12 protein-coding genes and 1 pseudogene are annotated in these 16,766 nt (G+C 66.3%); 9 read left to right on the top strand and 4 right to left on the bottom strand.

The annotated features are described in order from the left end of the window. The first annotated feature begins 21 nt into the window (after positions 1-21). The 9 genes and pseudogenes from BST17_RS12650 to BST17_RS12610 all read left to right on the top strand — a co-directional run bounded on the left by BST17_RS12650 (position 22) and on the right by BST17_RS12610 (position 13,121). The gene (locus tag BST17_RS12650) at positions 22-1,125 is read left to right on the top strand and encodes a glycosyltransferase (protein ID WP_234807662.1); all 1,104 of its coding nucleotides are present in this window, start codon (positions 22-24) and stop codon (positions 1,123-1,125) included. 4 nt (positions 1,126-1,129) lie between these two features. After that, positions 1,130-2,407, top strand: a complete 1,278-nt coding sequence (locus BST17_RS12645; RefSeq protein WP_083058353.1) for a glycosyltransferase family 4 protein — start codon at positions 1,130-1,132, stop codon at positions 2,405-2,407. Continuing rightward, positions 2,404-3,945: pseudogene (locus tag BST17_RS29645) on the top strand (bi-domain-containing oxidoreductase); the annotation flags it as partial. The gene BST17_RS12645 and the pseudogene BST17_RS29645, both read left to right, overlap by 4 nt. Before the next feature lie 676 nt (positions 3,946-4,621). Then, a complete protein-coding gene (locus tag BST17_RS12635; protein ID WP_083058350.1) occupies positions 4,622-5,743 on the top strand; it encodes a glycosyltransferase family 4 protein in 1,122 nt (373 codons plus the stop codon). Positions 5,744-5,813: 70 nt separating this feature from the next. Continuing rightward, positions 5,814-7,898 carry a heparinase II/III family protein gene (locus BST17_RS12630; protein ID WP_234807660.1) on the top strand — a complete coding sequence of 695 codons (2,085 nt, stop codon included), beginning with the start codon at positions 5,814-5,816 and terminating at the stop codon, positions 7,896-7,898. 5 nt (positions 7,899-7,903) lie between these two features. Beyond that, a complete protein-coding gene (locus tag BST17_RS12625) occupies positions 7,904-9,241 on the top strand; it encodes a nucleotide sugar dehydrogenase (protein WP_083058347.1) in 1,338 nt (445 codons plus the stop codon). A gap of 5 nt (positions 9,242-9,246) precedes the next feature. Beyond that, on the top strand, positions 9,247-10,770 hold the full coding sequence (locus BST17_RS12620; protein ID WP_083058345.1) for an oligosaccharide flippase family protein: 1,524 nt from the start codon (positions 9,247-9,249) through the stop codon (positions 10,768-10,770). Positions 10,771-10,779: 9 nt separating this feature from the next. Continuing rightward, entirely contained in the window at positions 10,780-11,943 is a 1,164-nt protein-coding gene (locus tag BST17_RS12615; RefSeq protein ID WP_083058343.1) for a glycosyltransferase family 4 protein, read from the top strand. After that, positions 11,940-13,121: a polysaccharide deacetylase family protein gene (locus BST17_RS12610; RefSeq protein WP_083058340.1), complete on the top strand. Its 1,182-nt coding sequence runs from the start codon at positions 11,940-11,942 to the stop codon at positions 13,119-13,121. The genes BST17_RS12615 and BST17_RS12610 overlap by 4 nt, the downstream gene beginning before the upstream one ends. On the opposite strand, the gene BST17_RS12605 is transcribed toward BST17_RS12610, so the two are convergent. Genes BST17_RS12605 through BST17_RS12590 form a run of 4 tightly spaced genes read right to left on the bottom strand, consistent with a single transcriptional unit; the run spans position 13,056 to position 16,711 of the window. Then, the gene (locus BST17_RS12605) at positions 13,056-13,865 is read right to left on the bottom strand and encodes a polysaccharide lyase family 20 protein (protein WP_234807659.1); all 810 of its coding nucleotides are present in this window, start codon (positions 13,863-13,865) and stop codon (positions 13,056-13,058) included. The two genes, BST17_RS12610 and BST17_RS12605, sit on opposite strands and share 66 nt — an antisense overlap. Positions 13,866-13,873: 8 nt before the next feature. After that, entirely contained in the window at positions 13,874-14,650 is a 777-nt protein-coding gene (locus BST17_RS12600; protein WP_083058337.1) for an FkbM family methyltransferase, read from the bottom strand. Next, positions 14,637-15,785 (bottom strand): GNAT family N-acetyltransferase, encoded by a 1,149-nt coding sequence (locus BST17_RS12595; protein WP_083058335.1) that lies wholly within the window; start codon positions 15,783-15,785, stop codon positions 14,637-14,639. Before BST17_RS12595 ends, BST17_RS12600 begins: the two co-directional genes overlap by 14 nt. Before the next feature lie 38 nt (positions 15,786-15,823). Beyond that, entirely contained in the window at positions 15,824-16,711 is an 888-nt protein-coding gene (locus tag BST17_RS12590; RefSeq protein ID WP_234807658.1) for a hypothetical protein, read from the bottom strand. Positions 16,712-16,766: the final 55 nt, after the last annotated feature.

Here is a 16,766-nt window from a genome sequence, read left to right as displayed (position 1 = left end):
TTCATCGTGCCGAATCTGTCGGTGGGTGGCGCCGAACGGCATGTGACCACGCTGCTCCCGCGGATGGACCCGGAGCGGTTCACACCGTCGGTCGTCTGCATCGGTGCGGAAGGCGGGCTCTTCGCCGACCTCCCGGCAGCCGGGATCACTGCGCGCGCTCTGCATCTGGGCGGCAAGTGGCAGATGATCGCCGCGCTGCGCGGACTCCTGTCGCTGCTGCGGCAGGACCGGCCGCATGTCGTGGTGGTCCGGGGGTACAACGCAGAAACCTTGGGCCGCATCGCCGCCCGCGCCGCGGGTATCGAGCACACGATCATGTGGGTGCACAATATCGGTGATCCCGAGCCGCGTGGCACTGTGCGAACCGTCATCGACCGGGCATTGACGCGGTGGACAAGCGCGTACTTCGGAGTGGCCGAAGCGCAGCGTCGTTACATGTCCGAAGAACTCGGCTACCCCGCCGAGTCAATCCGCATCATCCGCAATGGCGTGGACCCGGCGTTGTTCGATGCCGGCACGGACCGCGGTGCGCTGCGTGAGTTCGGCTGGGAAGAAGGAGATCCCGTGGTCGGGATCGTGGCCGAACTCAGTCCGATCAAGGATCACGCCACCTTGCTGCGCGCGGCGCGCATCGTGGTCGACCAGGTGCCGACGGCGCGGTTCCTCGTCATCGGCGACGGTGCGTGCCGCGCCGAACTCGAAGCGCTCAGCGCAGAGCTGCAACTCACGCCGAATGTCCACTTCACGGGCGTGCGCCGCGATGTCGCACGCCTGCTCAGGGCGATCGATGTCTTCACACTGAGCTCGGTGACGGTCGAGTGCTTCTCGATCGCGCTGCTCGAAGCCATGGCGGCCGCCCGGCCCGCGGTCTGCACGGCTGTCGGCGGCATACCCGAGATGATCGACGACGGCGAAACCGGCTACCTGGTACCACCGAGGGATCCGCGGCTACTGGCGGCCCGGCTGCTGGATGTGTTGACGAATCCGCCTGCAGCCCGTCGCATGGGCCGGGCGGGGCGTGCCCGCGTGGAAGACGAGTTCAGTCTGGATCGCAGCGTCGATGCCGCCCAGCTGGCCTTCGAAGACGTCGTAGCCGGCCAATTCACATCGAGTAGACGGAGCTGAAACAGTGCGCCACATATTGATCCTCGTCGAGAACCTCTCGGTGCCGTTCGACCGACGGGTTTGGCAGGAAGCCCGGGCATTGACCGAGGCCGGGTTCAAGGTCACCGTCATCTGCCCGGTAGGCACCGGTCAGGACCGCGAGTCGGAGACGGTGATCGAGGATGTCCGGATACTGCGCTACCCGCTGCGTCCGGCGACCGGTGGCCCGAGCGGCTACCTGAGCGAGTACACGCTCGCGCTGTTCCACACGCTGCGACTGGCCATCAAGGTTCGCCGTGACGGGCCCGTCGACATCATGCATGCGTGTAACCCTCCCGACCTGCTGTTCCTGATCGCTCTGGTGCTGCGCCCGGGCGGCACCCGGTTCGTCTTCGACCATCACGACCTCGGGCCCGAGATGTTCCTCTCCCGGTTCCCCACAGGTGGACGAATCCTGTACTGGCTCACTCGATTGGTCGAACGACTGACCTTCGCCACGGCCGACGCGGTGATCTCGACGAACGAGAGCTACCGCCGCATCGCGATCGAACGCGGCAAGGTCGCCGCCGAGCGGGTGACCGTGGTGCGCACCGCACCCGACCTGAGCCGCTTCATCCGGCGAGAACCCGATGACAGCCTGCGTCGCGGCAAGCCCTATCTGCTCGCGTATCTGGGCGTGATGGGGCCCTCGGACGGCGTCGACTACGCGGTGCGGGCCATCCAGCAGTTGCGTGATGTGGTCGGGCGAACCGATTTTCACTGCATCTTCATGGGCGCCGGCGACTCGCACGACGCAGTGGCCGCACTCAGTGCCGATCTCGGGTTGACCGACGTCGTGGAATTTCCGGGCCGGGTGTCCGACGAGTTCGCGCAACGTTGCCTGTCCACCGCCGATGTGTGCCTGGCCCCGGACCCGCTGAACCCGCTGAACAACGTGTCCACGATGAACAAGGTGGTCGAGTACATGGCCATGGCCCGGCCCATCGTGTCCTTCGATCTGGTCGAGGCACGGGTATCGGCGGCCGATGCGGCGGTGTACGTCGAGCCCAACGACGAGCTCAAATTCGCGCAGGCCATCGACGCACTACTGCGCGACCCCGAGCGGCGCCGGCGGATGGGGGAGTCCGGCTACCGCAGAGTGGCCCGCGAACTGTCCTGGGAGGTGTCACGGCGCGCTCTGGTCCAATTCTACGAGCAGCTGCTCAGCCGGGGCTCGTCCGGACACGTACCGGCCAAAGCCATCGAAACAGACGCGTATCACCTTGATGTGACCAACCGCCCGCACCATTCGGAGGCGAAATGAAGCAGGCCGTGCAGAACTTGAAAACCGGTGAGGTCTCGGTGCGGGAGGTACCCCCGCCCCGGCTGAACCGGGGCGGCGCACTGGTGGCGACGCTCTCGTCGCTGATCAGCGCCGGCACCGAGCGCAACAAGATCGAGCTCGGCGAAAAGGGCATGCTCGGAAAGGCCAAGGCGAGGCCCGAACTGGCCAGACAGGTCGTCGAGAAGGCCCGCCAGGACGGTGTGAAGGAGACCTACCGCACCGTCATGCAGCGCCTGGAAGCCCCCAATCTGCTGGGTTACAGCGCCGCCGGCCGGGTGCTGGCCGTCGCCCCCGACGTGCCGGGCATCGAGGTGGGCGATCTCGTCGCCTGCTCGGGAGCGGGCTACGCAAATCACGCCGAGGTCAACTTCATTCCCAAACATCTGCTCGCCAAGGTGCCCGACGGCGTGGGCGCAGACGAGGCGGCCTACGGAACGCTGGGTTGCATTGCGATGCACGGGGTACGGCAGGCCGAGATCGGGCTCGGGGACCGTGTGCTGGTGGTGGGGCTGGGGCTGGTCGGGCTGATCGCCGCGCAACTCGCCAGAGCGGCCGGAGCCAGGGTGTTCGGCACCGACCTGGATCCGCGCGCGTGCGCACTGGCCGAAAGCATCGGAGTCGAACGGGCCGCGCCACGGGCATCCATCGAGGCCGTCATCGGCGGTATCACCGGTGGCGTCGGTGTCGACGCGGTGGTGATCTGTGCGGCCGCCGCGTCCAATGATCCCATCGAGCTCGCGGCGCAGCTCGTCCGCAACCGCGGACGGGTGGTGCTGGTGGGCACCGTCGGGCTGACGCTGCCCCGAGATCCGTTCTATATGAAAGAAATCGAGCTGAAGTACTCACGGTCCTACGGACCGGGACGCTATGACCCCGGATATGAGGAGCACGGCCACGACTATCCCATCGGATATGTCCGGTGGACCGAACAGCGCAACCTCGACGAGTTCCTGCGCCTGGTCCGTGACGGCCGGGTGGACGTCGCGACACTGACCACGCATCGTCTGCCCGTCGACGACGCGGCCGATGCCTACGCCCTGATATCCGGCAGATCACCCGATGAGACCCGACCGATCGGAGTACTGCTGCAGTACCCCGACGGGCAGGCCGTGGCCGCCCGCACCCAGATCGCGGTGAAGCCGCGCAACCGGCTACCGGCCGAGCGGGTGGGCCTGGGCATGGTGGGTGCGGGGAACTTCGCGACCCGTGTCCTGCTGCCCGCCCTGATGGACACGGGCAAGGTGCAGCCGGTCGGGATCACCACCTCGGGCGGCACCACCTCGGGGCAGGTGGCCCAGAGCTACGGATTCGGGCATTCCACCGCTGACGCCGATGCGCTGGTCAACGACAGCGGCGTCGACGCGGTCGTGATCGCCACCCGTCATGATTCACACGCCGGGCTGGCAACGCAGGCACTGCGGGCCGGCAAGGCCACGTTCTGCGAGAAGCCGCTCGCCACCACGTGGGATGACCTTGAGCAGGTGGCGTCGGCCTGGACGGAGAGTGGCGCGCCGCTGCTCGTCGGCTTCAACCGGCGTTTCTCGCCGCTCACCACGAAACTGAAAGGGGCGCTCCCGCGCGGTGTGCCGCGGGTCATGATCGCCCGCTGCAACGCCGGCCAGATGCCACCCGATCACTGGATGCGCGACTCCATCTTCGGCGGCGGACGGATCGTGGGCGAACTCTGCCACTTCCTGGACCTGGCGTGCTCGATGGCCGAGGGCCGTCCGCTGCGGGTCTCTGCAGAGGCCATCGGCTCGGCCGACTCCGCCGAACTGGCCGACACGATCGTGGTGCAGGTCGCGTTCTCCTGCGGCTCGATCGCCAGCCTGCAGTATCTGGGCAACGGCGACCCGAGCATCCCCAAGGAGCGCATCGAGGTCTACTGCGGTGGGGTGGTCGGAATCATCGACGACTTCTTCGCTCTCGAGATCGCGCAGGGCGGCAAGCGAAAACGTTCGCGAGGTCGCCGCCAGGAGAAGGGCCACCGGGAGGAGATGCGGCTGTTCGTCGACCTCGCCACCGGGTCGGGAGACTCCGAAACCGTTGCCGAGGACGCATTCTGGTCCAGCGCGCTGACTCTGCAGGTGCCGTGGGCGCTGGCCCAGGGCAGGGCCGTGCTGGTCGATCTGCCCAAGGCGCTCGGCGGCCGGGGGCCGACGCCGGGCTGGCCGGCGCCGAGGAACAACCCGGATGAACGTGCGAAGCCGGCTCACCGTCGCGCTGGTGGGTCCGTTCCCACCACCGTACGGCGGCATGGGCGTCTACTTCTCCGCCATCGAGGCGGGCCTCCGTCAGCAGGGGATGGCGCCGCTGCGAATCCCGGTCCCGTATGCCGCAGTGGGAGGATGGCGCCGCGACCTGGGCCGGGTGGCGGCCTTCGCGCGCGCCGCGCTGACCGTGCTGCGCACCCGGCCCGACGTCGTGCACTGCGTGACGGGCAGCCAACCGAATCTTGTCGGCAACATCCTGCCGTTGCTCGCCGCCAGGGTGGCGCGCAGACCGAGCGCGCTGTCGATCGCCGGCGGAGAGTTCCCCACCGCGATCACCGGATACCGCGGTGCCCGTAGGCAGCTCGTAAGGTTCATCCTCACCCGCCCGCAGTTGCTCATCGCGTGCACCGATGAGATCGCCGGGGCGCTGGGGGCGGTCGGCGTACCGGCATCGCGCGTCGTGGTGGTGTCCAATGCCCTGCCGCTCAGGCTGGATCCGCGCGCCGATCAGGTGCTGCCGCCCGAAGTCGCCGAATTCGCCGACACCCATGCACCGCTGATCGCCTCGATCAGCGGCTGGTACGACCTCTACGGCAGCCAGGATCTCGTCGAGGCCGTCGCGGAGCTCCGCGTGACGAACCCCGCACTGGGGCTCGTCCTGATGGTCAAGTCCGGCGGGGACGCCGCGTTCCGCGGCGCGCTGCTGGACCGTGTCGCGCGCGACGGCCTGGCCGACGCGGTCGTGGTGCGTGAGGACGAAAAGGCGGTCTTCCCGATTCTGCGCAGGGCAGACGCTTTCGTGCGCACCCCGCACCACGAGGGAGACGCGATCTCGGTGCGCGAGGCCCTGGCCGTCGGTACGCCCGTGCTGGCCAGCGATGTCGGATTCCGGCCGAGTGGAGTCGTCCGCTTCCGTCCCGCCGACGCGGCAGACCTCGCGACCAGGCTCAGCGAGATCCTCTGCCGAAGCACTGCCGACAGTGCGTTCGCCGATCGCGACCCCGGCGAAGGAGAACGGAACCTGGAGCTCCTGCTGTCGTCCTACCGGCGCCTGGCCGGTGTGGGCGCGTCTGACCGGGAGGCCCAAGATGCCCGAGCTTAGCTGGTATGCCGGTCGGGCAGCCACCATGTCGCCCCGCGAGATGGTCTGGCGGGCAAAGAAAATGGGCGAGATGGTGATTCGCCGCGACGTCTGGCTGGAACCGATCGATTCCCGGATGCTGCGCCGGCCGGTGGCGGACTGGGATGCGCTGCGGCAGCGATTCCGGGACGGCGACGGGCGACCGGTGCTGCTCGACCAGGAGCGGGCCCGGTGGATCGCGGCAGAACAGCCCGCGCACGTGCGCGAGGTGCTGGCCGAGGCCGATCGATGCATCGCCGGCGAACGCGCCTTCTTCGGGTACCCGAGCGTGAACATCGGTCGCTACATCGACTGGAGCTACGACCCGATCACCGACTTCCGCTGGCCCGAATCCACCGGTGGCAGAATCGACCACCGCGAGGCGATCAGCGATCCGAAATGGATCTGGGAGCTCAACCGCCTGCAGCACCTACCGGTGCTGGCGCAGGCATGGCTATTCACCGGTGAATCACACTATGCCGAAACAGCTTTCGATCACCTCGAATCCTGGCTGGACCAGAACCCGGTCGCCACCGCAACCATGTGGCGCAGCCCCTTCGAGGTGGGCATGCGAGCCATCTCGGTGGCGATCGCACTACAGGGGCTGCGGAACTCACCCGCGATGACCACGCAGCGTTACCGTCGGGTGGTCCGCATGCTCGACGCGAGTGCCCGCCACTGCTGGCACAACCGATCCCGGTTCAGTTCGGCCAACAACCACCTGGTCGGTGAACTCACCGGACTGCTGACCGTGCATCTGTTGTTCCCCGAACTGGCCGCGCCCGCCTCGCTGCAGCGACGTGCTGTGCGCGCACTCGAAGCCGCAGCCGAACAGCTGATCCTGCCCGACGGTGCGGGTGCCGAGCAGTCGATCTCCTACCAGATCTTCACCGCCGAACTGTTCTCGACGCTCGCCGCGTTGTGGCGGTTGCGCGGTGATCGGGTGCCGGCACCGATCGGCACCGCGCTGGCGCGCAGTGCACGGTACCTGGTGTCGGTCGTCGGATCCGGCGATCCGGATCCGCGCTTCGGGGACGATGACGACGGCTTTGCGTTGAGATTGGGAGCCGAGCCGAAGCGCACCGTGCGTGCACATCTCGGCATCGTGGCAGCAACCACCGGGGACGAGAGCGCGGCCAGGTATGGCGAGATGACAACTTCCGCCGCCTGGTTCGCCGCCGCACTGGGCACATCGGTGCGCGGGATCGGCAAGGGCGTCGGTCGGGGCGGCAACGAATCGAGCATGTATGCACCGAACGGGGGACTGGTGGTGCTACGACAGAGGCGGAACCGGCTGACCATGGATGTCGGGCCGCTCGGCTATCTCTCGACCGCGGCCCACGGTCACGCCGACGCCCTGTCGGTGACGCTCAGCGACGGCGACGGAGAGATCATCGTGGACCCGGGGACCGGCAGCTACTGCATGAATCCGGACTGGCGAGCCGTGCACCGGGGCACCCGCGCGCACCCCACCGTGTGTGTGGACGGTGCCAACCAGTCGGTGATCGGAGGACCGTTCTACTGGCGCAGGCACGCCGCGACCACCGCACGCTCGGTCGATCTGGAGAACGGCGTCGTCGACGCCGAACACGACGGCTATCGTCGGCTCGACGACCCAGTGACGCACCGGCGTTGGCTGATCGCGCCGCCGGGTGAGTCCACCGTGGTGGTGGTCGATCTGCTGGACGGAAAGCGGACACACGACATCGCGGTGTCCTGGCCCTTGCACCCTGCGCTGGACTGGCTTCCCACCCAGGACGGTCACATGGTCTCCCGGGACAGTATCCCGGTTCTGCAGTTGTGCTATGCCGCAACGACACCGGTCGAAACCGGCCAGGTCCGGGGCGACACCGATTCCGGCCTGGGCTGGTGGTCGGATCGGCTGGAGGGCAGGGAGCCGGCCTGGCTGCTCACCGCGCACACCGGGGCGGGGCTGCCGGTAGCGCTGGTGTCGTTCCTGCACACCGTCGACGCCGGGGTCATCGCGCTGCCCGAGATCACCCGCAGCGGTGAGGAACTGTCTGTCAGTTGGTCCCAGGACGGCATCCGGCGTGGCCTGACGATCGACACCCGTCGGTCGGGGGCCGTGACAACCGTGCCGTGTCCGTCGATTGTTTCGTCCACGCGAGGGTGGTGAGCAGGATGAATCCTGAAACAAAGTCAGCAATAAGTGTTTTCGGCCTGGGCTATGTCGGTTGCGTGAGCGCGGCGTGTCTGGCCTCCCGCGGGCACCACGTCATCGGTGTGGACGTGAACCCCGCGAAGCTGGACGGGCTACGCCACGGCAGGTCTCCGATCGTGGAGAGTGAGATCGGTGAGCTCACCGCCGAGGTGGTGGCCGCAGAACGCCTCACGGTGTCCGCGGACGCCCATGCCGCAGTCCTGAACACCGACATCTCACTGATCTGCGTCGGAACGCCGTCGACCAGTGGCGGCGGATTGACCACTCGGTATCTCGAGGAGGTGACCTCCGAGATCGGTCTGGCGATCCGGGAGAAGAACCGACGCCATGTGGTCGTCTATCGCAGCACCATGGTGCCCGGGACCTGCGAGACGCTGCTGATACCACTGCTGGAGCGGGTGTCGGGCAAGCGTGCGGGCATCGACTTCGGCGTGTGCGTGAATCCCGAGTTCCTGCGCGAGGGCACCAGCGTGCGGGACTTCTTCGGGCCGCCCAAAACCGTGGTGGGGGCCACGGACTCGGAGAGCGCCGAGACGGTCATCGGGATCTACGAGGGTCTTCCGGGCCCGGTGTTCCAGGTGCCCATCAGGGTTGCCGAGATGACGAAGTACATCGACAACAGCTTCCACGCGCTCAAGATCGGCTTCGCCAATGAGGTCGGAGCACTTTGTGCCGCACTGGGTCTGGACTCGCACGCCGTGATGGATGTATTCGTGGCCGACACCAAACTCAACATCAGCCCCGCATACCTGCGGCCAGGATTCGCCTTCGGTGGCTCCTGCCTGCCCAAGGACCTGCGGGCGCTGACCCACACCGCGCGCCGCAACGACGTCGACATCCCGCTGCTGTCGAACCTCCTGGTGTCCAACGAGGTCCATCTGCGACGTGCCCTCGACCTGATCGTCGCGCACGGGCGACGAAAGGTGGGAATCTTCGGGATGTCGTTCAAACCGGGAACCGACGACCTGCGCGAGAGCCCGATGGTCGAACTCGCCGAACGACTCATCGGCAAGGGTTTCGACGTCAAGATCCATGATGCCAACGTCGTACTCTCACGGCTGCTGGGTGCCAACCGTGCCTATATCGACGAGCGGCTGCCACATGTGGGCGAGCTGCTGACCGACGATATCGACACGGTGCTCGAACACGGTGAGGTGCTGATCGTCGGTTCCTGCGCACCGGAGGTCGTCGAAGCCATGTCACGGGCCGGGGCGGACCGGCTGATCGTCGACCTGGTGCGGTTGCCGGATGCCGTGCGACTTCGTGAGACCGTCCACTATCAGGGCATCGGCTGGTAGGTGACATGAAGCAGGCCAACAACGACGTCTCCGGAGACGGTCTCAGCGGAGTGCTCAAACGAGGGGTTGGGTACTCCGCTGTCGGCGTCGTCGTCTGCCAGGTCGTCGTCGTGGTCCAGACGATCGTGCTGGGACGGATACTGGGGCCCGAAGAGGTGGGCGTCTTCACCGCGGGATCGGTGCTGATGGGGTTCCTCCTGACGTTTTCGCAAGGCACGCTGGCCCAGGCATTGATCAAGCGCGAGAACGACATCGAGGACGCCGCGAACACCGTTCTCGTCGTGACCGCCGCGACCGGTGTGGTGCTCGCTCTCGGTGTCCTGGTCACATCGCCGCTCATCGGCGACCTCTTCCACAGCCCCCGGGCCGGGCACATCGCGGCGGCGACTTCGGGACTCGTACTGCTCTACCTGTGCGTGAGTGTCCCGGAGGCCCTCATGCAGCGTGCGTTCCGGTTCAAACAACGAATGATCATCCAGCCCGCGGCGAAGATCTCGTTCGCGGCGGTGTCGATCATCTTCGCTGTGCGCGGGTTTGGAGCATGGGCACTGGTCATCGGCTCCTACGCATCGATCCTGACGCTGTTGGTGCTGAGCTGGTGGATGGCGAGATGGCGCCCGTTCAGGGGTCGCTTCTCGGTCAGGGTTTGGCGCGAAATGGCAGTCTTCTCCTTGCCCTTGCTCTTCGACAACATCGCCACCAGCATTCGGGACACCTTCCAGCAGGTGCTTCTCGGCCGCCGGCTCGGTACGACCGATCTGGGCCAGTACCGCTACGGCTACCAGATGGCGGGCATCCCCGCGATGGCGATCGTCGAGATATTCGGTTACACGCTGTTTCCCGCCTTCGCCCGGATATCGGCCGACAGGAGCCGATTCCGGGAGGCATTCGTCCGGGTTCTCGGGTGGACCTGGTTCGGCGCTCTCCCGATCGGGGCGGTGCTTGCCGTGACTGCAGAACCGGCTGCCGTCCTGCTCCTCGGTGACGACTGGCGTCCCGCGGGCACCACCGCCATGGCGATGGCAGCAGTTCCGTTCGGTGCGGCGCTCAATGCGTTCGGTATCACGGTGATGAAGGGTGCGGGCCGGTCATCACTGGTGAATTGGCTGAGTGTGCTCGGGTTGGTGCTCCACCTACCGCTGATCGTGCTTCTCCTGCCGTTCGGAGTCGCCGGGGTGGGCCTCGGACTGTCCGTCACATATCTGGTCTGCGGCATCGTCAGTGTGTCCCTGAGCTGTTCGGTGGCAGATGCGTCGCCCCGGGACGTCCTGGCCTGCCTGTGGCCGTCGACGGTGTCGGCCGCTGTGGCCTTCGCCGTCGCCTTCTTGCTGGAACATCTTCTGATCAGGTCAGACCGCTTTGCCGAGCCCGTGGGGCTCGCGCTGATCCTGGTCGACTGCCTGGTCTTCGCGCTGGTCTATCTAGGTGTCCTGCGCGTGGCGTCACCGGCCAGATACCGATCGGTGCGCGCCCTTGCCGACAAGGCGGCAACGAAACTGGCCGGCCCCGTCGGTGGCCGGCGAGAGTGAGGTGGGGACATGGGCTTGAAAGTTCTAGTGATCGGGACATATCCGCTGGAGCCCGGTGTCGTGCGTGGTGGGGTCGAGTCGGCGACCAGCACGCTCGTGCCGGCTCTGGCCGAGCGCGATGACATCGACAGCGTCACCGTGCTGCGGTTCCACCACGGAGAGGCATCGACCGAGTACCGGCGGGAGACGCCGAAGATCGACATCCACTACGTACGCGGTCAGTACCGGTTCCGGATGCTCACCGGGGCGTACCTGGACCTGCGCAAGGCGCGAAAGCTGATCGCCGAGGTGGATCCGGACGTCATTCACGGCCAGGAGATCGGACTGAACAGCGATATCGCGGCACGGTGCAGCCCGAACTGCGTGGTGACCGTGCATGGCATCACCTACGTCGAGACACACCTCTATCACCGGAAGAGCATCCGCACCACATTGCGGGCCAAGCTGATACACCGTGTGGCCCGGCGAGTGCTACACCGCGCCAAGGTCGTCATATCGATCTCGAAGTACGACGCAGCGGAACTGTCCGGACTCACCAGGGGGACACGGGTGAGCATCGACAACGCGACCGATCCGCGGTTTTTCGAATTGGCGCCGTCACCGTCGACCGCACCCCGGTTGCTGTTCGCGGGTGCGCTTATCCCACTGAAGAATCCGCTCGGTCTGGTCAATGCCTTCGCCCAGGCACGCAGGACGGTTCCGGATGCACGTCTCGTGCTGGTGGGTCCGCACCCGGATGAGGCCTACGCGGCTGAGGTCCGGGAGCGGGTGGAAATACTGGGCCTGTCCGACTGTGTCGAGATGGAGGGGTTTGCCGACAACGACCGGATGCTGCATGAAATCGCGATCGCGCGAGCCGTCGTGTTGTTCTCGCGACAGGAGAATGCGCCGACGATCATCGCGCAGGCCATGGCGGCGGGGAAGCCGGTGGTCGCCAGTCGGGTTGGGGGAATCCCGGGCATGGTGCAAGACGGTGTATCCGGGTTCCTCATGGATTCCGAGGACGAGGTCGCGCTGGCCGACCGGTTGCGCGCAGTGCTCGATGACCAGAGCCTGTGCCTGCGGATGGGCAGCCGTGGACACGCGATCGCGATGGACCGATTCACCCCAGAGACCGTGGCCGCGGCGACGGTCGATGCCTATCACACCGCTTTGATGAGGAGTCACGCATGATCACCAAGCCATCGCAGCCCGAGAATACCGGGGCAGAGGATGTGGCCGCCCGCCGTGCGCGGATGAAGCTGCTGGCGGCGCGGACGCTCTGCGCCGCAGGCGTTCCGGCGTTCGCGCGGTGGAAGAATTCGGGCAGGCTTGCGATCCTCATGTTCCACGGTGTGGAGGGCGAACCACTCTCGCCGGCCTGTGATTACGTGCATGACGCCGCCACGCTGCGGCGTCAGTTGGGATACCTCCGCCGGCATTTTCACGTACTGCCCCTGCAGGAGGCGCTTGAGCGCCTCCGTGACGGTACGTTGCCGCGCCGGGCGGCGACGCTGACCTTCGACGACGGTACCCGCAATCTCGCGATCCACGCCGCGCCGGTACTGCGCGATCTCGGACTACCCGCCGCGGTCTTCCTCGCCACCGGGCCGATGGGCACCGGCGAGGCGCTTTGGCCCGATCAACTCTGGATTGCGTTCGCGCACACCGCGGTGACCGAGATCGACCTCGGTCCCGTGGGACTCGGCCGCTACTCGCTGCGCAACGTCGCCGATCGCACCGAGGTGCGCAACACGGTCGTCCAGCACTTCAAACAGTTGCCCGATGCCGAACGCATCGCGCGGGTCGACTGGCTCGTCGCCGAACTCGGTGCGGACATCGACGCCCGCGGGGGTCCGTTCGAGATGCTGTCCTGGGACGAGGCGCGCGTGCTGGCCGGGGACGGTCTGGTATCGCTGTACCCGCACACCGTCACCCATCCGATCCTTTCGCGATGCACCGACAACAAGGTGGACTACGAGATCTCGGAATCCTGCCTGGTCGTAGAGCGACAAACGGGCAGTAAACCGACCATCTTCGCGTACCCGAACGGTGGTGTGCAGGACTTCGACATGCGTGCGAAGGGTGCGCTGCGTCGTAACGGAGTCCGCTGGGCGCTCTCGACGACGCATGGATTCGCAGACTCCGATTCCGATCCGCTTGCGCTGCCCCGCATCGGAATCGGGAGCAACCACTCACTGGCGTTGTATCGCCTCAAGATCTCCGGTTTCGAACTGCGCAGGCCACGTCTGCGGGGTGCGGTCGCACGCCGGCGAATCGGTGCCGCCGTCGCCGGCCCGGTGCCTTCAGGGCAACGGCTCGGCGTCCGAGGAGCGGAATCCGGAATGGTAGACGATGTCCGTGGAGTCTGACGGCTCCCGGTACATGCCCTCCTTATAGTAGACAGCGCTCGCCCCGGGAATCAAGGTGCGCACCTGGAACGTATCCGAGCCGTCGCGAAAAGACTGCCGTGCTCCGTTGTGCCACAGGCGTATCCACCCGTCATCGTCGGAGGACGACCAGTGGATCTGCATCGCCACGTCGTGCCACTGCCCGACGTCCAGCGGTGTGTCGAAGATCGAGAACTGCTCAAGATAGGCGCCCGGCGCGGCCTGCTTCTCGATGGTCAGTGACCACTGACCGTTCTCCATGTCCACAGTCCAACTGACCGGTGGACTGCCTCCGGCATAGGCATGCCACTGGTTGGTGACCCCCCAGCCCAGATCGGCGTGGTTCAACGGGAACGACACGTCGAACTTGGTGGAGAACTGATACCAGCACGTCTGTCCCTCGACGCCGCCGGTTCCGGAGCCGCCCTGTACCTCGGCGCGTTCACCGCCACCGAACGGTGGCTTGTCCCCGGGCCGGACCTCGAAACGCGCGGCGCGTCCTTTGGCGGCGTCGGGGACGACACGGGCGGAATAATCGGGGACGAAATCGCTTCCGCTGTCGTTGTATCCTTTGACCTGCACGGTCGGCCACTGGGAGAAATCCCCGGTGGAGTAGTCGCCGACGAACAGCGTGCGCGCGCCCGCTTGCGGTGCGGTGGAAACGGCTATGGCTACGGCCGCCGCAATCACGGCGCTGGAAATACGGTGGGCACGTAGGCGCATCATGGGTGCTTTCAGCCTGATTTCGGGAAGAACAGGAAGTTGTTCACATAGCCGCGGGGCATCGCATGCGGTACGAACTCCGCGGTCAGATAGATCAGCTGGTGTTGCTCGATGTCGAACTCGGCGATGGGATGGGTGCCGTCCTCGTCGAGGAAGAAGCAGTCGTAACCCACCTCGACGATGCGCCCGATGATATCGGTGACCGGCGCCTGGCGGTGCCGTTGCTCGATCTCGATGGCCATCGTCGGCCGGTCCCTGGTGATGGTCTGCCATGCGCCGTCGACGACCTCGTCCTCATGACCCTCGACATCGCATTTCACGAATCCGAGCGGGCCCGCGCTCGACGGGAGCACGCTGTCGAGTCTGCGTTTCTCGACCTGCACCGGCACGAAGCGTTCATCGATGGCGGTCGTCCTGAGACTGGCCAGCGCGTCGATGTCGAGCCGGTGATGTCGCGGGACGTGCAGCGTCGCCTCGCCGTCGCTGTCCGACAGCGCCACCGGATACACGGTGATGTTCGTTCTGGCCATCGACAGCGCGTTCAGCCGCTCGACGTTGGCCGGATAGGGCTCGAAGGAATGGACGGCGCCGTCCGGCCCGACCAGACGCGACATCATCCAGGTGTAGACGCCGCGATTGGCGCCGATATCCAGCACCGATCGGCCGGGCACGGCGCACCGCCGGATGACATCGCACAGCCGATTTCGGTGAAGCCGCAGTTTGAGCCCGCGCAGCTCCGCGCTCAGCCTGGGATCGATGGTGTCGATCCGTCTTTCAAGCAGATTCATGATCCGTGCTCGCTTTCTTCTTGGCTGACCGGGTCCCGCCGAGTGCTCGATGTTCGATGCGGAATCGGAGCCGTGGCTTCTGTACGACTGTCCACGACAGCGTCTCGGTGCGGTTCCCGAAGCTGCGTTTCAGCCGATTCTCACCGGCCATGAAGTCGTAGATCTCGGCACCGTCCTGCCACGCTTTCTTGATGGCCAGAGCGTGGGCGATGACTCCGGGCCGCTCATGTGCCCGTGGCTGCACGAAACCGCTCTGGTAGGCGTAGATCCGATTGCCACGGCGGAAGTTGTAGAGCACGCCCAGCGTCCGGTCGCCGCTCTGTACCCGGAGCAGTTCGACGGCGCCCTCGGCGAACCCACGTTCGATGAGGCGCTCGTGGAAACGCTCGAAGAACGGGTGCACGAATGCGTGTGGCAGTCCGCGCTGCTCCCACCAGGGGATGTGCAGTTCCTTGAGCATCCGGAAGAAGGCCAGTGCCTGCTGCTCGTCGGACGCCGCTTCGATCGTGACCGGGTCGAGCTTGCGCAGTGCCCGGCGCAGCTGTGACCGGGCATTGGGGCTCAGGATCGCGGTGATGTCACCAGCACTGGCCGACAGCGTGCCGAGATCCACGGCGAACGACGACTCCGGCCGCTCCTCCCGGAGCAGGCCACGTGCCTCGACCAGGGCGTCCGGCGGGGGAGTGGCAATGCCCGGGAAGCTGATCTCATCGACTCCTACTGTGGCACAGAACGCCTCGATCAGCCCTTCCCAGCCCACGTCCGGGTCGGCCAACAGACCGTTGTGCTCCAGGAAGATGCAGTCGAGCCGGGGATCCCCGGTGGCGTTGAGAACCCACCGACGGGTGCGCACGATATGGTGCCGCCTGATCTGGGCGTCCCCGAGCACGGCGAGTGCCACGGTCCGGCCGTCCGCCGTGCCCCGCAGTACGCGCGGCATCGCGCTCGGCGGGACCATCTCGAGCAGGGTGCCGATCCAGTGCCAGGACAGGAAGAATGACGGTGCGGCCTCGGCCTCCAGTCGGCGCCATTCCCGTTCCAATCCGTCGAGTGTGTCGATGGGTTCGACGCTGAAGACGACGTCTCCGGAATGCCGCGGCACAGCTTGGAGGCGTGCCTGTTCATCCTGGGCCATGTGCGGTCCAGGTCTCGGGTCGGGAAGCCGACGGCCGGCTACCAGGGCACACACACGAGCTCGCTGTAGAGGTCGTCTATCTGCCTGGGTTCCAGGCTGGCGCTGCGGAACATCTTGGGCCAGTTCGTCAAGCTGAGCGCTAACGGCGGCTTGTGCCCGATGGTCCGACGTTCGGCGAGGGTCGCCAGCAGGCGGTGGCGGACCAACAGGTGGCGGGTCAGCGGTGCCACGGCGTGGCGCAGCAGATCGGGATTGCTGACGTGCAGCAGCATCGCGACCGGTTGATCTTTGTATCTCGACCGTCGATACATGACGTAGCAATGACGCGAACCACGGGTCAGCACGAGATGGTGTGCGGCAAGTGCTTGCGCGTGGTCGATGTAGAGGGCGAGTTCGTTTCCGGTGAGGGTTCTTTCGATGACGGCGGGATCGGAGGTGATGGTGGTCAGTCCCGGGACGGTGGGCCACGGCAGATTCGGGATGAGTACCGCGGCCGTATCGAGGTACCGAAATCCCCACCAGGCCAGGATCTCCTGGGGCTGCACATCGGCGGTCAGCACCGTGAAGTGGTAGTTCTCCTGGGCGAGCAGTGCTTGTAGCAGCGACATGCTGCGCGACCGGAACTCCGGCAGCACACACCAGGACCCCATGTTGCAGAACCGCTCCACCCGGCCGTTCACGAGCCGCTCTGAATACAGGGCCAGCAAGGCGCCGACGACCCGTCGGCCGTCCCAGAGCATGAATCCGTAGTTGGGCGCGTCGACCTTCCATGGCACTGTCGAGCACGCCTGTTTCCACGGGACCCGGTCATTGAGGTTGGCGTGCAGGAATGCTGCGACCCCGGCCATGTCGTCGTCCATGATCGGAGACAACTCGACGTGCACGCCGTCCGCTTTCCCGGAGCCCAGCACCGACGTCTTTGTCACAGCGGGACTTCGGGCCGTAGCGACGTGCTGAGCCTGCGGCTCATTGCACCTGTCG

This window comes from Mycolicibacterium bacteremicum (genome assembly GCF_002086115.1).
Classification (GTDB): domain Bacteria; phylum Actinomycetota; class Actinomycetes; order Mycobacteriales; family Mycobacteriaceae; genus Mycobacterium; species Mycobacterium bacteremicum.
Note: the sequence above shows the minus strand (reverse complement) of the source record. Positions and strands in the feature narration are given on the sequence as shown.

Coding starts and splice junctions, on each gene's coding strand:
- BST17_RS12600 (WP_083058337.1), bottom strand. CDS start 14,650: ATGAATCTGCTTGAAAGACGGATCGACACCATCGATCCCAGGCTGAGC.
- BST17_RS12595 (WP_083058335.1), bottom strand. CDS start 15,785: ATGGCCCAGGATGAACAGGCACGCCTCCAAGCTGTGCCGCGGCATTCC.
- BST17_RS12610 (WP_083058340.1), top strand. CDS start 11,940: ATGATCACCAAGCCATCGCAGCCCGAGAATACCGGGGCAGAGGATGTG.
- BST17_RS12630 (WP_234807660.1), top strand. CDS start 5,814: ATGGTGATTCGCCGCGACGTCTGGCTGGAACCGATCGATTCCCGGATG.
- BST17_RS12605 (WP_234807659.1), bottom strand. CDS start 13,865: ATGATGCGCCTACGTGCCCACCGTATTTCCAGCGCCGTGATTGCGGCG.
- BST17_RS12620 (WP_083058345.1), top strand. CDS start 9,247: ATGAAGCAGGCCAACAACGACGTCTCCGGAGACGGTCTCAGCGGAGTG.
- BST17_RS12625 (WP_083058347.1), top strand. CDS start 7,904: ATGAATCCTGAAACAAAGTCAGCAATAAGTGTTTTCGGCCTGGGCTAT.
- BST17_RS12615 (WP_083058343.1), top strand. CDS start 10,780: ATGGGCTTGAAAGTTCTAGTGATCGGGACATATCCGCTGGAGCCCGGT.
- BST17_RS12635 (WP_083058350.1), top strand. CDS start 4,622: ATGAACGTGCGAAGCCGGCTCACCGTCGCGCTGGTGGGTCCGTTCCCA.